7 protein-coding genes are annotated in these 17,060 nt (G+C 73.8%); 2 read left to right on the top strand and 5 right to left on the bottom strand.

All coding sequences use genetic code 11. The features are described from left to right. Positions 1–68 precede the first annotated feature (68 nt). Positions 69–2,528, bottom strand: a complete 2,460-nt coding sequence (locus QCD66_RS22415; RefSeq protein WP_375735689.1) for a M14 family zinc carboxypeptidase — start codon at positions 2,526–2,528, stop codon at positions 69–71. A 122-nt stretch (positions 2,529–2,650) separates the two neighbouring features. Continuing rightward, positions 2,651–2,725: a putative leader peptide gene (locus tag QCD66_RS22420; protein ID WP_357518584.1), complete on the bottom strand. Its 75-nt coding sequence runs from the start codon at positions 2,723–2,725 to the stop codon at positions 2,651–2,653. A 314-nt stretch (positions 2,726–3,039) separates the two neighbouring features. On the opposite strand from QCD66_RS22420, the gene QCD66_RS22425 reads away from it, so the two are divergent. Beyond that, positions 3,040–6,021: a BTAD domain-containing putative transcriptional regulator gene (locus QCD66_RS22425; protein WP_375735690.1), complete on the top strand. Its 2,982-nt coding sequence runs from the start codon at positions 3,040–3,042 to the stop codon at positions 6,019–6,021. A 57-nt stretch (positions 6,022–6,078) separates the two neighbouring features. On the opposite strand, the gene QCD66_RS22430 is transcribed toward QCD66_RS22425, so the two are convergent. The 3 genes from QCD66_RS22430 to QCD66_RS22440 form a co-directional block, all read right to left on the bottom strand. Beyond that, positions 6,079–11,676 (bottom strand): RHS repeat-associated core domain-containing protein, encoded by a 5,598-nt coding sequence (locus QCD66_RS22430; protein WP_407566767.1) that lies wholly within the window; start codon positions 11,674–11,676, stop codon positions 6,079–6,081. A 32-nt stretch (positions 11,677–11,708) separates the two neighbouring features. Continuing rightward, a complete protein-coding gene (locus QCD66_RS22435; RefSeq protein ID WP_375737160.1) occupies positions 11,709–15,197 on the bottom strand; it encodes a LamG-like jellyroll fold domain-containing protein in 3,489 nt (1,162 codons plus the stop codon). Positions 15,198–15,388: 191 nt separating this feature from the next. Further along, positions 15,389–15,730, bottom strand: coding sequence for a MerR family transcriptional regulator (locus QCD66_RS22440; RefSeq protein ID WP_357539760.1), 342 nt, complete (start codon positions 15,728–15,730; stop codon positions 15,389–15,391). 54 nt (positions 15,731–15,784) lie between these two features. Between QCD66_RS22440 and QCD66_RS22445 the strand changes: the two genes are divergently transcribed. Further along, positions 15,785–16,888, top strand: a complete 1,104-nt coding sequence (locus QCD66_RS22445; RefSeq protein WP_407566768.1) for a 12-oxophytodienoate reductase — start codon at positions 15,785–15,787, stop codon at positions 16,886–16,888. The last annotated feature ends 172 nt before the right edge of the window (positions 16,889–17,060 follow it).

The raw sequence follows: 17,060 nt of genomic DNA on the forward strand, positions 1-17,060 counted from the left end.
GACTTTGACGTCCGACGCGCCGACGACACGCCGGATTTGGTCCCTGATCACACGGATCTAGGACGGGCTTACCGCTGGGCCGCCCAGAGGATGGCGCGGCCGAGCTGCGGGTGCAGGCCCTTGGCGTGCAGTCGCCAGGTCGGGTCCGTACCGAAGAGCACGACGCCGTTGCCGGCGGCGGTCTCGGTGCGGACGATGCTGGCCTGGCTGGCCGCAGCGGCCGGCCCGTTGGTGCCAGCGGCGTTCGTGCCCCACCAGCCGGCGACCAGCGGGTCGGCGCCGTACGCCTGGTCGACGACGGCGCCCGCGCCGAGGTTGGTGAACCAGACCGGCTGGGCGACGAACGAGTGCGGCAGGGCGCCGGAGGTGACCGGTCCCCCGTTGTTGACCACGTTGACGACGCCGCTGGCCAGGCTCTGGCCGGCGGTGGCGGTGACGGTCAGCAGCCCGGCGGCGTTGCTGAACGCCGCGCCGGCGGTGTCGATGCCGACCACGCCGCCGCCGCGGGCGAGGAACGCGTCGAGCGCCGCCCGGTTGTCCGCGGTCAGGGTCGCGACGTTGAGGGTGCCGCCGACGAACAGCACGTCGATGTCGGCGGTCAGCGTCGTGGCCAGGTTGGCCGCGGTCACCGGGCGGGCGTCGAAGCCGTTGTCGAGCAGCGTGTCCCGCACCTCGACCGAGCCGACGTAGCCGACGGCGACCTTGTCGAGCAGGGTTCCGCTCCAGCCGGCCGGGGCGGCCGCGAAGTTCACCCGGTGCCGGCGGATCTCGGCGTGGACGAGCCGGCGGTTGGTCGGGGTGTGCGGTACGACGACGGAGCCGTCGGCGAGCCGGTACACCGGTACGCCCTGGGCCAGCAGCGCGTTGACGGCGAGCAGGTCGGACGCGTCCTGGATGTCGAGGTGCAGGTCGGGGGTGCCGCCGGGCAGGGTGCCGGGGGCGCTGCCGTCGTACGTGCGCAGCAGCGGCACGTCGGGCAGTTCGTCCCACAGGGTGTCGACGGTGGCGCCCCAGGTCAGTCCCTGGCTCCAGGCGGCCGGGCCGGCGTAGAGGTCGGCGACCCGATCGGTGAGGTCGATGCCCGGTTCGAGCAGGGAGTTGACCAGGCCGCGCTTGGGCTGGTGCAGGTCGATGACGTACGTGCCGGCCGGGTAGGACCTGCCGCCGGCGGTGAAGTCGTCCTGGGCCCGCCAGACCCGGCCGCCGCTGCCGATGAGCAGGTCGACGAGGCGGGCGGCGGCCGGCTCGGAGCGCTGGCCGGCACCGGTCGGGATGACGTACGAGCGCGGGAACTCGGTGTTGTAGTTGTCCTCCGGGCCCCAGCCGGGCACGTAGCCGTCCGGGATGTCGCGCAGCGGTTCACCGGCCCAGCCGCGGCGGTAGACCTCGGCCTGGTCGTGGATGACCTGGGTGCGGTTCTCCTGGATGTAGCGCAGCGAGGTCTTGATCGCGACCTCGTGCACGTCGGTGTTGATGCCGGAGCGGCGGACCCGCTCGGCCGGGGTCAGGTTGGCGCCACGCGGGTTCAGCGGGGCCTCGATCGTGTACGGGATGCTGCTCTGCAGCAGCGCGAACGACGGCACGTAGATCGGCGGGAAGTCGTCCCAGACGCCGGGTGCGTCGTCGCGGAACGGGATGCGGGCCCGCTGCGTCTCGGCGTACCCGAGGTCGCGCAGGTCCTCCTCGATCGCCAGGGCGTTCGGCAGGGCGTGCTTGATGAACAGGTCGTACTCGTTGTTGACGTTGTGCGGCGGGGTGCTCGGGTGCAGCAGCGTCGGGGAGACGTAGCCGTGCAGGTCGAGCGTGATGATCGGCTTGGCGTCGACGGTCAGCTCGCGGATCAGGTTCGTCTCCGGCTGCGAGACGATCGTCAGGTCCCGGTTGAGGTCGTAGCCGGCGGCGTTGGCGCGGGTGCCGGCGATCCGGCCGTCCGGGTTGGCGGTGACGTTGAAGACCAGCCGGTTGCGCTTGAGCAGGTCGGCGACCGCCGGGTCGGTGCTGGTGGCGAACTCCTCGATGACCCGCAGCGCGGCGTCGGTGCCCTCCCACTCGTTGCCGTGGATGTTGGCGTTGACGAACAGCGGGGTCTTGTACTCGGCGAGCAGGCGGGCGTTGGTCCGCGCCTTGACCGGCTCGTCCTCCAGCCAGCGCTTCCACTGCTCCTGCTGCTGCGCCTGCGCCCTGGTCTCGGGCGCGGTGACGGTGACGACGTACAGGTCACGGCCGGCGACGGTCTTGCCGGCGACCCGGGCCGAGACCCGGTCGCTGTCGGCCTGGAGCGCGTTCAGCTTCGGCGCGATCTCGTCGTAGGGGACGACACCGATCGGGATGGAGGCGTCGTTGGGGTCGTCCGGCCAGACCGGCAGGACGTTCTGGCGCGGGTACGCCTCGACGTGGGCGAGCTGGACGGGCTGCGGCGGCACGGACGGCAACGCGGTCGCGTTCGCCGGGCCGGTCCAGACCGCGGTCCCGAGCAACGAGGCACCGACCGCGACCGCGGCCAGCCTCGTCAGATGTCTTGTGGACATGAAGGATTGGTCTCCTTGCGAAAGGGGTGTGCGCGCAGGCAGACGCCACCGCAGGGCCGGAAACCTGCGGGGTCGGGATACGCCTCTGGGCGTACGGGAAAAGGGGGAGCCGGCGTCGAACGCTAGGGTCGACAGGCCGCGCTGGCAACGCGCAGGAGGTCGATGTGACCCCGCTTGGTGAGGAGAGCGCTTCGCACGAAGTGGATCTTTGATCAACGACGGCGCGCTGTCAATGCCCCGCCACCGCACGGTGACGGCCACCACCCGCCGGACAAGCCGCCGGCACCTGCGAAAACGGCACGGAACCGCAGGTCAGGGGCGGTCGGCGGAAGCGGTACGGGTGGCCGGCTCTCGATCCCAGATGTTGGATCGACCGACATGACCTCCGGCACTGGGCAGGCCAGGTCGGGTGTGGAAGGCTCCAGCCGGTGACCCTGCCATCGATCGGCTCGACCACGACCTTCCCGGGACGGCGCCGGAACGCCGGCCACACCACCGCCGGGGGGCCCGGTTGAGGTTCCGCATCCTCGGCCAGCTCGAAGTCACCGTCGACGGGCAGGCGGTGCCGCTGGGGTCGCCGAAGCAGCGGACCCTGCTCGCCGCGCTGCTGGTCGACCACGGCCGGCTGGTCACCGTCGACCGGCTGGTCGACGCGCTGTGGGAGGACCGTCCACCCGCGACCTGCCGGGCCCAGATCCACGCCCACGTGTCGGCCCTGCGCCGCCTGCTCGCCGCCGGCGGGCAGCCGGACGTCGTCGACACGGTCGCGGACGGATACGTCCTGCGGATCCCGCCCGGCGGCAGCCTCGACCTGGACGCCTTCGACGAACACGCCGCGCAGGCCCGGCGGCTGGCCGGGCAGGGCCGGCACGCCGACGCGATCGTGGTGCTGCGGGCCGCGCTGGCGCTGTGGCGCGGTCCCGTCCTGGACGGGCTCACGGCGCGCTTCGCCCGGCAGGTGTCGGCCGGCCTGGACCGTCGCCGGCTGCACGCGGCGGAACTGCTCGCCGCCGCGCACCTCGCGACCGGCCGCGAGGCCGAGATCGTGCCGGAACTGACCGCGCTCTGCGCCGCGTACCCGCTGCACGAGGGGCTGCGGGCCCAGCTGATGACGGCGCTGCACGCCACCGGCCGCACCGCCGACGCGCTCGCCGTGTTCCGGGAAGGGCACCGGCTGGCAGCTACCGAGCTGGGCATCGAGCCCGGCGAGCGGCTACGGACGGTGCACGAGGCGATCCTGCGCGGGCTGCCCACGGCACCACGGAAGGTCCCGCCGGCCGAAACCCCGGCCCTGGCGGACGCGCAACCCACCCCGCCGGCCGAACCCCCGGCCCCGGCGGGCGACGCCCCGGTGCCGCGCTTCCAGCTCCCCGGTGACGTGGCCGCCTTCGTCGGCCGCGCCGACGAGCGGGAGGCGGCGCTGGCCCGGCTCGCCACCGCGGGGTCCCGGCCGGTCACGCTGCTCGTCACCGGCCCGGCCGGGGTCGGCAAGACCGCCTTCGCCACCCACCTCGCGCACCGGTCCCGGCCGTCCTACCCCGATGGTCAGCTGTACGTCAGCCTGCGGCACGCCGACGCGACCCCGGTGTCCGTACGCGACGCGCTCGGCACCCTGCTGCGCGGGCTCGGGGTCGCCAGCTCCGTGCTGCCGGCCGACGAGCCGGCCCGGCTCGACCTCTACCGCACCCTGCTCGCCGACCGGCGGGTGCTGGTGCTGCTCGACGACGCGGTCAGCGCCGCCCAGGTACGGCCGCTGCTGCCGCCGGTCGCCGGCAGCGCCCTGCTGGTCACCAGCCGCAGCGCCGTCGCCGGGCTGACCGCCTACCGGGTGGTGCTGGCACCGTTCACCGGCCCGGAGGCGCTGGAACTGCTCGCCGCGACGGTGGGCCGCGAGCGGGTCGCGGCCGAACGGGCGGCCGCCGAACGGATCGTCCGCCGCTGCGGTCACCTGCCGCTGGCGGTGCAGATCGCCGGGGCCCGGCTGGCCGCCGGCCCGCACCGGCGGCTGGCCGACCTCGCCGACGCGCTGCGCGACCAGCGCCGCCGCCTCGACGAACTGGCCGTCTCCGACGTGGCGGTGCGGGCCACCCTCGCCTCCACCGACCAGGGCCTGTCCGCGCCCGCCCGGCGGGCCTACCACCTGCTCAGCACGGCGATGCCGGGCGACGACACGGCGAGTTGGGCGGTCGCCGCGCTGCTCGACGTCACACCGCGGCGGGCCGAACTCGTCGTCGACGAACTGGTCGACGTGCACCTGCTGATCCCGGTGGCCGGCCCGGCCGGCCCGCGTTACCGGCTGCACGCCCTGGTCCGGCTGTACGGGCGCGAGCAGGCCCGCCGGCACCGCGAGGAGCTGTCCGCGGCGACCGCCCGGCTGCACGGCGGCTACCTCGACCTGGCCCAGCGGGCCGTCGCCCGCACCGGCGGGACGTTCTTCGCCCCGGTGCTGCGCGACGATCCGGTGTGGACGGTGCCGGAGCCGGTCGTCCGCCGGGTGCTGGCCGACCCGGTCGCCTGGTTCGACACCGAGCGCCAGGCGCTGGTGGCGGTGACCGGACGACTGGCCGGCGACGGCCTGCCGCGCCCGGCGGCGGCGCTGGCCACCTCGATCGCCGCGTTCTTCGAAAGCGGCAACCACTTCGACGAGTGGCGGGCCACCCACGACCGGGTGCTGGCCGCCGCGCGCCGGGCCGGCGACCGCACCGCCACCATGGCCATGCTGCGCGACCTCGGCGAACTGCACACCATCCAGGACCGCTACCGGCGGGCGCACGCCTGCTACCAGGAGGCGTTGACGTCCGCCCGCGAACTCGGCGACCGCGGGTACGAGGCCGCCGCCCTCGCCGGCCTGGGGCACCTGGACCGGCTGCTGGCCCGCTACGACACCGCCGTGGCGCACCTGGCCCGGGCCCGCCGGATCAGCCGCCGCGACGGCAACCGGGCCGGCGTCGCCTACGCCGAATACGGGCTCGGCCTGGTGCTGATGGAGCGGCGGCAGTGGCGGCGCGCGGACCGACGCTTCCGGGAGTGCCTGACGCAGAGCCGGGCCGCGAAGTGGCTCGGCGGCGAGGCCCGTGCCGCGCGCTGCCTCGGCCAGGCCCGCCGCCACCAGGGCCGGTACGCCGCCGCGGTGCCGTACTTCGAACGGGCCCGAAGGATCGGGGTACGCCTCGGCGACCGGCTCGCCGAAAGCTACGCCGAGCAGTGGCTCGGCGACCTGTCGATCCGGCTCGGCGAACCGGAGCGCGGGGCGGCGATGCTGCGCCGCTGCCTTTCGGTCTACCAGGCGCGCGGCCAGCGGTTCGGTGAGGCGGCGACGCTGCACAGCCTCGCCGCCGCCGCCCGCGCCCTGGGTGAACCCGGGCAGGCCAGCGGCTACCTGCACCAGGCGCTACGGATCTGGGAGCGGATCGACGCGCCGTACTGGTTGGCGGAGACCCGGCAGGCGCTGGCCGCGCTCACCGACGAGCCCGACCCCGACCCGGCCGGCTGACGGCGCGCACGGCGGTGCGCCTCCCCGGTGCGGAGGGGAGGCGCACCGCCGGCGGCGTCAGTGGCAGCCGTACCCGCTGCCCCGGCCGTAGATCCCGAACGTCGTCGGGATCCAGCACTGGTTCTCCTCGGCCGCCCGGCGCAACTGGTTCCTGGCGTTGAAGTAGACGCCGCCGACGACGATGGCGCAGCCGGCACCGATCCACGGTCCCGCGATGCCGCAGCCGGCACCGGCCAGGGCGCCCGCGGCCAGGTTGCCGATCTCCAGGTATTCGTTGTTCCGCTGCGCCCAGTCGTTGAAGGTCCTGGTGACGTGACGGTCGACCTTGAGCCGGCAGAACACGACGGCGACGCACTTGTGGCGGCCGTCCATCAGCTCCCAGGAGCCGGGGAGGCGAATCCTCGGCGGCTTCGCGGCGGGTCGTTTCGGGCTGTACTTCGTCCCCTTCGGACTGCCGACCTTCTTGCCGTTGTACCCCGTGGGCTTGCCGCCCTTGTACTTCGCGGGCTTCTTGCCGACGTACTTCGATTTCGGTTTCTTGGCGACGTACTTCTTCTTGGCGACCTTCTTGGTCGCCTTCTTCTTGTACACCTTCTTGACGGCCTTCTTGGCCACCTTCTTCTTCTTGGCCTTGACGACCTTCTTCTTCGGATAGAGGCCGTCGGCGTCCTCGAAGGTGATCGGGTTGTTGTTGGCGTACGAGTAGCCGTGGAACTGCTGCGGGTCGTCCTCGAGGATCACCGGGTCCACCGACAGGAAGCGGCCGGTCGACGGGTCGTACTCGCGGGCACCCAACCGCAGCAGGCCAACCGGATCGTCGTCGACCCCGCCGACGAACGACCGCTGCCCCGGCCACCCGGTCGGCGTGCCACCGCGCAGTTCCCCGAACGGCAGGAACCGGCGCGGGATCAGGCCGCCGGTGGCGGCGTCGACCGCCAACTGGTCGGTGCCGAGGTGGTCGGCGAGCTGCCAGTGCACCCCGCCGCCGCTACGGGTGGCGACCGTCTCGCCGTCCTGGCTGTAGTAGCGGGTGGCGGTCACCGCGCCGGCGGTCAGGCGCAACTCCGTGCCGGGCAGGAACAGGGTGGCGCCGCCGTCCGGGTCGTGGCGCAGCAGCCGGGTACCGTCGGCGCCGTACACGAACCGGGTCGACGCGCCGCCCTCGGCGATCGACCCGAGGTTGCCCTCGACGTCCCAGGTCAGCGTCTGGCCGCGCCCGGCGACGTTACGGCTGACGGTGTTGCCGGCCGCGTCGTAGCCGTACGAGTCGGTGCGGGCGCCCGGCCCCTGCACCGCCACCTCCCGCAGCGTGTGCGGCTGCGCCGCCCCCGCCGCCGGATAGCGGTAGGTGTGCGTGCCGGTGCCGGCGGCGGCATACCGGGTCTCGGTGAGCCGGTTGCCGACCTTGTCGTACGTGTACGCGTGCCAGTACGGCGCCGCCCCGCCCAGACCGGCCACCGACGGCGTCGCCGCACAGTCACCGGACCCCGGCGTCCACGCCCGGGTCAGCCGGCGCAACCGGTCGTATGTGAAGCACTGCACGTCGGCGGTCAGCCCGCCCGGCGGCGTGTCACCGATACGCAAAATGTTGCCGGACGGGTCGTGGTCGTAGCGGGTGTCGGCGACCCGGACCGGGTTCAGTTCCCGCTCGGTGACGACCCGGACCAGCCGCTCGGTGCCGGTCTCGTAGCCGTAGTCGCGCAGCACCCGCGGCCCCGAGCCGGTCGAGTAGACCCGGCGCAGCAGCCGGTCCAGCTTGGAGTACGTGCTCTCGGTGACGTAGCTGGTCGCGCCGGCCAGCGTCGTCGGCCGGCCGTGCGCGTCGTAGCCGTACCGGACCGTCTCGGCCGACAGCCCGCCACCGGCCGGCAACGTCGACCGGGACAGGGTCCCGTCCACGTTGAACACGCTGGAGAACTCGTAGCTGCCGGCCAGCGCCCCGGCCGCCGCCGGCACGACGTACCGGGTGGCGGTCGGCCGGTCCTGCTGGTCGTACGCGGTCGTCGCCACCGTGTACGCCTGCCCGCCGACGTACCGGGTGGCGGTGCTGACCTGGCCCTTGGCGACCGTGTCGTACGTGTATCCGGTCAGCTTCGCGCCGGTCGCCGACCCGGCGTGGGTGGCGGTCACCCGGTCCAGCGCGTCGTAGACGGTGACGACCGTCTGCCCACGCGAGTCGGTCTCGGTGACCGTCCGGTCCAGGTCGTCGTAGGTCGAGGTCGTCGTCCCCTGGTCCGGGTCCTCGACCCGCACCAGCCGGCCACGCAGGTCGTAGTGGCGCCGCCAGACGTTGCCGGCCGGATCGGTGATCGACGCGATCTCGTCGTCCCGGGTGTACGTGTACCGCGTCGCGTCGTAGCCGCCGGTCGCGGTCGCGCCGTGGTACTGGCGCAGCTCGACGACGTTGTCACGGGCGTCGACGATCTCGGTCGTCGGCGTGTCGCCGGCCGGCGGCGTCACGTGGGTGCGGTCACCGCCGTGGCCGGTCGTCGTACGCCACCGCTCGACCCCGTGGACCAGGAAGATCTCCGCCGTCGGCCGCTCCGCGCCGTCGTACACGGTCACGTTCAGCGCCGGTACGGCGGCGTCGGCGACCAGGTGCACGGACGTCGCCGGGGCGCCGTCGGCCGGGTACGGGTCGGACTCCCTGACCACCAGACCACGCGAGTCGTGGTGGGTGTCGGTGACGATCCGCCCACCACCGGGCGCCTGCTCCTGGACCTGCCGCTCGCGCAGCAACCCGTCGTACAGCGTGTACGTGGTCAGGTAGCCGGTGCCGGTGTTGTCGAGATGCCTCACCGTCACCACCGTCGGCCCGTCGGTACGCACCTGGTACGCGTACTCGGTGTGTGGGGTCTGGGCCGACCTCGACCGGCCCGGCAGCCACACCCGCAGCAGCCGGCCCAGCGGATCCCAGGCCAGCTCCGTACGACGGCCGTTGGCGTCGACCTCGGCCGTCACCGCACCCCACGCCGGGTCGTACTGCGTCGTCCCGGCGTGGCCGAGCGGATTCGTGACCGTCACCGACCGCACCGGCCCGCCCGTCGCCGGCGTGTACGCCGTCGTGGTCCGGTTGCCGAGCGCGTCGAACTCCTCGACAACCCGGCCGTTCGCGTCGTACGTCGCCCGCCGCACCGTCTGGTAGCTGTCCGCGGCGGCGAGCCGCTCCTCCCGGGTCACGTTCCCCCGCGTCGGCGCGGCACCGAACGCGAGCCCGTCGTAGTGGCTGCGCTCGTCGGAGACGACGTCGGCCGGGCGGGCCGGCGTCGACGCGCACGCCTTCGCCACCGTCTCCACCCGGCTCGGGAAGTCGAGCAGCCAGGCCGAGGTGTTCTGCGCGTACGTGGTCCGGGTGCACCGGTCGTCGGCGGTCGTGGTCACGTCGCCCCGGTCGTCGACCTGGGTCACCAGGCCACGGCTGTCGTACGTGTATCCGGTCTCGGTGCGCCGGTACCCGCCGCCCTCCAGCGCGGTCCGCCCCACGGTCCGGCCGACCTCGGTCACGTACGCGTGCACGGTGCCCCACGACCGGACCCGGGTCGCCGTCGGCCCGTGGCTCCACGGATCGTGGACGCTGCCCTCCACCTCCGCGCCGTCCGGCCCGTTGCGGACGATCTCCTCGCGCAGGAAGCCGGCCAGGTACGGATGGTCGGTGACGGTCCCGCCCTGCGAATCGGTGACGGTGACGCCGCGGGTGCCGCCGGCGGCGAGCCGGTCGCCGTGCATCCCCCGCAGGTACAGCCGCTCGGTCTCCGACCGCTGCCCGCCGGGCGCCCCCTCGATCGTGCGGACCCGGCCGTAACCGCGCCACTCCGACCAGGTCCGGTACTTCGCCGGCGACAGGCCGTCGTCGTCGGCGTAGTGCCACGCCGGGTCGCCGTCGTACTCGTAGTGGGTCTCCTGCGCCGGCACGCCCTCGACCCGCCCGTCGGCGACCACCGACGTGACGACGTACTTGTGGAACCAGTCCAGGGTCGGGTTCACCGAACCCTCCGGCGTCCAGTACGCCGGGAAGCAGCGCCGGGTGTTGCTGTCCGGGGTCGGCAGGCTGGCCCGGGTGCAGTCCGGTGCCGAGTAGTTGACCGTCGTGACGCCGCCGGACTCGGAGGTGATGGTCCGCAGCCGCCACTTCACCATCGGCGAGATGCCCTCGTTGGCGTCCACCCGGTTCGGCAGCCCGACCCCGAGGAACCGCACCTCCGGCACGGCGGCGGTGCCGCCGGCCCGCCCGGTGTGGGTGATCCCGGCCAGCCACAGCCCGGCCGGCGACGCGTCGGTGCGCGGGAACTCCTGCCGCAACGCCCAGTGGTCGACGTCGCGGTACGCGGTGCCGTCCAGGACCGCCGTCGTCACCTCCGTCAGCCGCTTACGGCTCCAGAAACTCGGACCGGTCACCAGGCACGACGTCCCGGTGGCGCAGTTGAGGTCGACCGGCACGTCCGGCCAGTGCGCGGCGTTCGCCTTGACGAACTGGGCGTCGGAGCAGGTGATGGTGCCGCTGGGCAGGCAACGTTCGGCGACGTTGAACCGCACCTGGGCCGGCGCCGCCGCGAACAGCGCGTCGGCGCGCAGCCCGTAGTCGATCCGGGCCAGGTGCCCGCCCCGGGTGTATTCGGTCAGCGCCGTCGTGCTGTTGTTGCGCCCGTACCGGTTGCTCTCCTTGACGTAGTGGTACGTCATCGCGTTGCCGTCCCGGTCGGTGACCAGGTCCAGGTTCCACCGCCACGCCTGCTGGCACCACGCGTTGGCGAACGTCGCGTTGTAGCACGGCTCGCCGCTGTTGTTGCCGTACACCGGCACCGTCCAGGCCGAGTTCGTCACCGGCCGCTGCGACGTCCAGCCGGTGAGCCGGTTCAGGCCGAACGTGTAGCGGGTCCCGTCGACCGTGGTGACCCGCCAGTACTCGCCGTCGTTGTCGCCGTTGTCCGCCCCGGTCAGCTTCTCGATCCGCGAGCCGTCGTCGTTGCGCGGCCGCCAGGTGCCGGTGGCGTCGTCGCGGACCAGTTCCGCCGCGGTGCCGTTCAGGACCAGGAACGCGTTGTCGTGGCCCCAGCACAGGTCGCCACGCTTCGGGGTGCCGGCCGACCCGTCGTCGGCGCACGCCTTGTAGCGCCGCTCGACGTACGACGTGCCGAGGTCGAACCCCTCACCGACCCACGACGGCTGGTTGTTGGTCGCCGCGGTCCGCCCGTCGACCGCGCCCGACGAGTAACCGAACCCGAGGTCCGGCTCCGGCCCGCCCGGGGCCGGCGGGACCCGCAGCGGATACTCCCAGGTGAAGCTGCCGGTCTGGTCACCGGCGTCCCAGTCGGCCGACGCGGTCAGCGGGGTCGCGCTCCAGTCCCCCGCCCCGGCGGCACCGCCCGCGGCGGTCGTACCCACCGCGGCCGGTGCGGCGGCCCGGGCGGCACCCGCCCGCGCCCCGTCGCCGGCCGGCGCGGGCAGCGGCGTCGTCGCGGCGACCCGGCCCGGCACCGGGGCGTCGTCGACCGGCGCCGGCACCGTCCACTCCGGACGGCTTTCGCTGGCCGGCGGGGCGGCCGCCACCGGCACCGCCAGCAGGCTGGCCGCGACCGCCGCCGCGGTCACCGAGGCGAGCAGGGTCGCCGCCCGGATCCGGAGCCGGCCCGGCCGGTCGGGGGTCGAACTGGACATCACGGCCTCCACGGTCTCTTCGACGGAACCGGTCACTGGTGGCGGAGCTGGTCGACGTCGGCCTGCGTCAGCACGCCGGTGAACACCCGTACGTCGGTGACGTCACCCGGGAAGTACTCGCTGTACGCCCCGCGCAACTTCGAGCGGCCGACGTGCAGCGGGCCGGAGGCGTGCCAGGCGGTGGGGTGGGCGGCGGAACCGGCCAGTTCCCCGTCGACGTAGAGCCGGACCTGCCCGGCCGCCGCGTCGTAGACCCCGACCAGGTGGAACCAGCGGTTCAGCACCTCCGCCGGCGGGGTCGCGGCCGGCGCCATCGCCCGCAGGTACGTCGGACCGTCCGAGTCCGCGCTGGTCATGTTGAACACCCAGCGCGACAGCGAACTCGACCAGTACAGCGTCATCGCGCAGGCCCGGCTCCCCTCCTGGCAGAGCACCACCGCCTGCCGGTCGGCGGTCAGCCGGACCCGCGCCGACAGCGAGAAGCTGCCGTCGGTGCGTACGACCGAGACGGCCGTCGAGGCGTAGCCGGTGGTCCCGTTCAGCGCCAGCGCCGTGCCCGGCTCGCCCGTGTGGTCGGCGGTCCAGGCGGCACCGCCGTACAGCGACAGCGTCTTGTTACGGCCGGAGATGTCCGCGACCGACGTGCCGGTGCCCTCGTCCATCGCCCAGTCGGCGGCTAGCGCCGCCGGCCCGTTGGCCAGCCCGGCCACCTCGTCGGCGTAGACCACCCGCTGCCAGACCCGCACGTCGTCGATCCCGCCCCGCCAGTGCTCCCGGTACGCGGCGTCGTACCAGAGCCGGCCGAACTGCAGCGGCCCGGTCGCCTGCCACGGCGTGGTGTACGCGGCCTGGCCGGCCAGCGCACCGTCGACGTACAACCGGATCTGCTGGGCGCTGCGGTCGTAGACCCCGACCAGATGCGTCCACCGGTTGACCCGCGCCGGCCGGTCGGAGACCGCCCGCACGATCGTCGGCGCGATCACGTCGCTTCCGTGCCGGTTGAAGACCCAGCCGTGCCCGGTCGAGTAGTAGAGCTGGAAGCCGCCCGCGTGTCCGCCCCGCTGGGTCAGCGCGGTGGCGTTCGCCGCCGTGCTGTCCAGCCGTACCCAGGCCGAGACGGTGAAGCTGGTGCCGGTGTCCAGGACCGGGCCGGACGTCGCCGCGAACCCGCCGCCGGGAAGCGACAGCGTCCGGTCCGCGACCGGGTCACCGTCCACCGTGTACGTGTTGGCGAGCCGGCCGGTCGTCCACCCGGCGGTCCCGCCCAGCGTGGCCGGGTGGTTGCCACCGGCCGCCGTGGTGCCACCGCCCTCGTCGAAGGACCAGGCGGCGACCGGCGCGGCGGCGGGAGCCACGTAGAAGTCGTACGCGGTGACCGCGCCCGGCACACCGGCCACGCTGACCGCCCGGACGTACAGGGTCCGCAGCCAGCTCTCCGCCGGCCCCGGGGTGACCAGGACGGTGGCGGTCGCACCGGCTCCGGTCACGGCGACACTGCCCTGCGGATCCGGGTCGTCGACCGCGTACCGGTACGAGCCGACGTTCGTCGCACCGTTGGGGGCGAACGTGAAGGTGCCGGGCCGGCCGACCCCGCCGGCGAGCACCGGGTTCGTCGGATCGGCGGGCGGATAGTCGGTCGACGTCACCGTCGGTACCGCGCTCGGCGCGGTCGCGTCGACGACGATGTGGCAGAACCCGGACCAGGCGCTGTCCGCCAGCCCGTCCTCGGTCCGCACCCGCCACCGGTACACCTTGCCGTCGGTCAGCGTCGGCGCGGTGGCCTGCACGGCGCCCGCCTGCCGGAACGTCGTGACGTGCTCCCACAGCAGCGTGTCGCCGTCGTACAGTTCGAACCGGCCCCGGACGTTCTGCAGCGCGCTGTCCAGGTCGCTCAGCGTCGCCAGGAACGTCGGGGCGAGACTCGCGACCCGCGGCGCGTCCGCGGCCGTGTTCACGCACGCGTACGCCGGGTGCGTCTTCAGCCCGGTCGGCACCGACGGCACGCTGTTGTACTCGACCTCCAGCACCGGGTTGTTCCGGAACCGCTTCCAGCCGTTGGTGTCGGACTCGCTCGCCGCCCGCAGGCCGAGCGTGACGGTGGCCGACTTCTTCTCCGCCGCCTCGCGGACCGCGCTGGTGGCGTCGAGGTCCACACCGCCGGCCGGGCAGCTCGAACTCCAGCCCTTGGCGGCGGTGACCGCGTCGAGCTTGCGGGTCCAGGCCGGCTGGTTCTTCCAGGTGGTGCCGGTGCCGATCGCGCCGGTCAGCCAGAGCTGCACCTCGCGCTTGGTGCACGAGTACGCGTGCGTCTGGAAGGCGTTGAACGTCGCCTTCTCGATCGTCTTGCCGGCCAGCGCGGCGGTGTTCATCCGGAAGAACGCCCGGTAGGTGTCGACGGTCGGGTGGGCGTACGGGTCGTTGTAGTAGCCGACCTTGGCGGTGCCGGAGTCGTTGAAGTACGACGTGGTCGAGAAGACCTTCGACACGTGGGTCCAGGCCGCCCGGGTGCCGGCGTACGACAGGTACGGGTCGATGTAGACCGGGTAGCGGGTGTCCGGGCCGGTGAGCAGGGCACGGTCGGGGGTGATGGCCAGGGCGCCGCCGGTGACGCGGGCGTCCATCGTGGCGACCCGGGCACCGGGGCCGGGCCGGGTGCCGCCCTCGGTGACGTCGGCGGCCGGTGTGGTGTCGGCCGGCACGGTCGCCGGACCGCCATGCTGTGCCGGGCCGCCGCGCTGTGCCGCACCGTCGGCCGCCCGCCCGGAGTCCCACATGGTCGGGGTCGGGCCGTGGAACACGACCGCGCCGCGCGCGTCGACGACCTGGACGTTGCCGCCCCGGTCGGTGCGTACGTCGAGGCCGTCGCCGCGTACGGCGAACCGCAGATCGGCCAGTTCGGGGGCGCGGGCCGCCTGCGGCGTACGGACCACCAACACCTCGGAGAACCCGGTCGCCGAGGCGGTGAGCCGCAGGTCGACGCCGGGCAGCACGTCGGGGTAGGTGGCGGTGGCGCCGTCGAGGACGGGCTCGGGCAGCACACCGGGCCACTCCAGGGCGACGGATCCGCCGTCGCGGCGCAGGGTGACCATCGGCGCCCGCCCGCCGCCGGAGAACGACACGTCGACCGGGACCGCGACCGGCGCGACGGTGCCGTCGGCGCGTCCGCGCAGGGTGGTGTCGACGGGGACCCAGCCGTCCGCCCGCTTCACCCGGACCGGCTGGGCGTACTGACGCATCAGCAGGGTGCCGGTCGGCAGGGCGAAGACCTCTTCGGTCTCGGTGCGCAGCCCGGTCACCTCGACCCGCTGCCCGGTCGCGGCGGCCGTACGCAGCGCCGCCCGCTCGGTCGCCGCGCCGCCGGGGGCGGCCGGCGTCCCCGTGCCGCCGGCTCCGCTCCCCCGGTCGGCCGGCGACGCGGCCGCCGGGGCCGGTGGCCCGAGCGTCACCGCCAGGGCCAGGACGAGTGTGCCGACGCCCACCCGACGCGGGAGCCGTCCCGCCACCCAGTCGAGACCTGCCACCGGGAACCTCCTTGATCGACCACCGCCGCAGACATCGTGGAGTGGGCATCCATGGATCGGCTATGGATCGACCATGGGCTGAGGATGGTGACTGCTGGTTCACCGCCGTCACACTCCGTAGGGCGTCCTAGGAACCTGGTTTGGTGAACTGGCCGACGGGCACCCTGCGGTGGTGCTTCCCGCCGCGCCGGTCAGACGCGGTAGTCGGCGATCACCTCGGCGAGGGTGTCCCGGGTACGGCGCAGTTCGCGGATCTGCCCGTCGATACGGGCCAGTTCCGCACGCAGCCGCGCCTCCAGCGCCGGCGTCCGGATGCTCTCGTCGGCGATGCAGGGCAGCACGTCGTGGATGGTCGCGCTGGACAGGCCGGCGGCCAGCAGGGACCGGATCAGCCGTACCCGTCCGACCGCGGCCTCGGGATAGTGCCGCTGCCCGCTGGCGCTGCGCCGGCTCGTGATCAGCCCCTGCTCCTCGTAGTAGCGCAGGGACCGGGCGCTGGCCCCGGTCGCCGTGGCGAGTTCGCCGATCCGCACCGCTCCCACCTCACACTTGCCCTTGACGTCAATGTCAGGTTCTAGTCTGCCGGCATGACGACCGTGACCGCGAAAGCACCCGCCCCGGACGACACCCTGCTCTTCGCCCCCACCACCGTCGCCGGACTGCGGCTACGCAGCCCGTTCGTGATGGCGCCGATGACCCGGCTACGCTCCCCCGACGGTGTCCCGACCGCCGAGGTGGCCGCCTACTACCGGCGCCGGGCGGCCGGCGGCGTCGGCCTCGTCGTCACCGAGGGGGTGTACGTCGGCCACCCCAGCGCCGGCCACGAGAGCGCCGTGCCCAGGCTGGTGCCGGAGTCGGCCACCGGCTGGCGGGCGGTCGTCGAGGCGGTCCACGCCGAACACGGCCTGATCTTCCCGCAGCTCTGGCACCTCGGCAGCGAACGGGAACCGGTGGACGGCCGGCCGGCGTGGACCCCGTCCGGCGTACGCGAGAACGGAGCACCACGCGGGCGGGCGATGACCCTGTCGGACATCGACACCATCGTCTCGGCGTTCGCCGCGTCGGCCCGGCTGGCCCACCGGCTCGGCTTCGACGGCGTCGAGATCCACGCCGCCCACGGCTACCTGCTCGACGAATTCCTGTGGCCGGCGACGAACCGCCGCACCGACCGGTACGGCGGCCCGGCCCGCGACCGGGCCCGGTTCGTCGCCGAGATCGTCGCCGCGGTACGCGCCGCCACCGCACCCGACTTCCCGATCTCCGTACGGTTCTCCCAGTTCAAGGAACGCGACTACGCGGCCCGCATCACCGACACCCCGACCGAACTCGGATCGATCCTCGCGCCGTTCGTGGCGGCCGGCGCCACGCTGCTGCACGCGTCCGGCCGCCGATTCTGGGAACCGGCGTTCGCCGGCTCACCGCTGAACCTCGCCGGCTGGGCCAAGCGCCTCACCGGCCTGCCGACGATCACCGTCGGCTCGGTCGGGCTGCGCCGGACCACCCTCGACCCCGCCGCCGACCACCCGGGCTCACTGGCCGCGCTCGCCGCACGGTACCGGTCCGGCGAGTTCGACCTCGTCGCGCTCGGCCGGGCCCTGCTGGCGAACCCGTCGTGGGTCCATGACGTCGCGCAGGGCCGGCACGAGCGGGTCGTCGACTACCGCAAGGAGCAGGAGGACGTCTTCTCCTGAGCGCCTTCTCCTGAGCGCCGCCGACCTGGGCGCGGAACCGCGGTCCTGACAGCCGCGTGCCGGTCCGGTGACAGGCCACCTGTCCGGTCCGCCCGGCGGCGGCGCGCCACCGGGTCCCGTGCCGAGGTTTCCTCGTGCCGCTTCCGGGTAGCCGGCGGACCAGACAGGGAAG

The organism is Polymorphospora sp. A560, from assembly GCF_045781765.1.
Classification (GTDB): Bacteria; Actinomycetota; Actinomycetes; order Mycobacteriales; family Micromonosporaceae; genus Polymorphospora; species Polymorphospora lycopeni.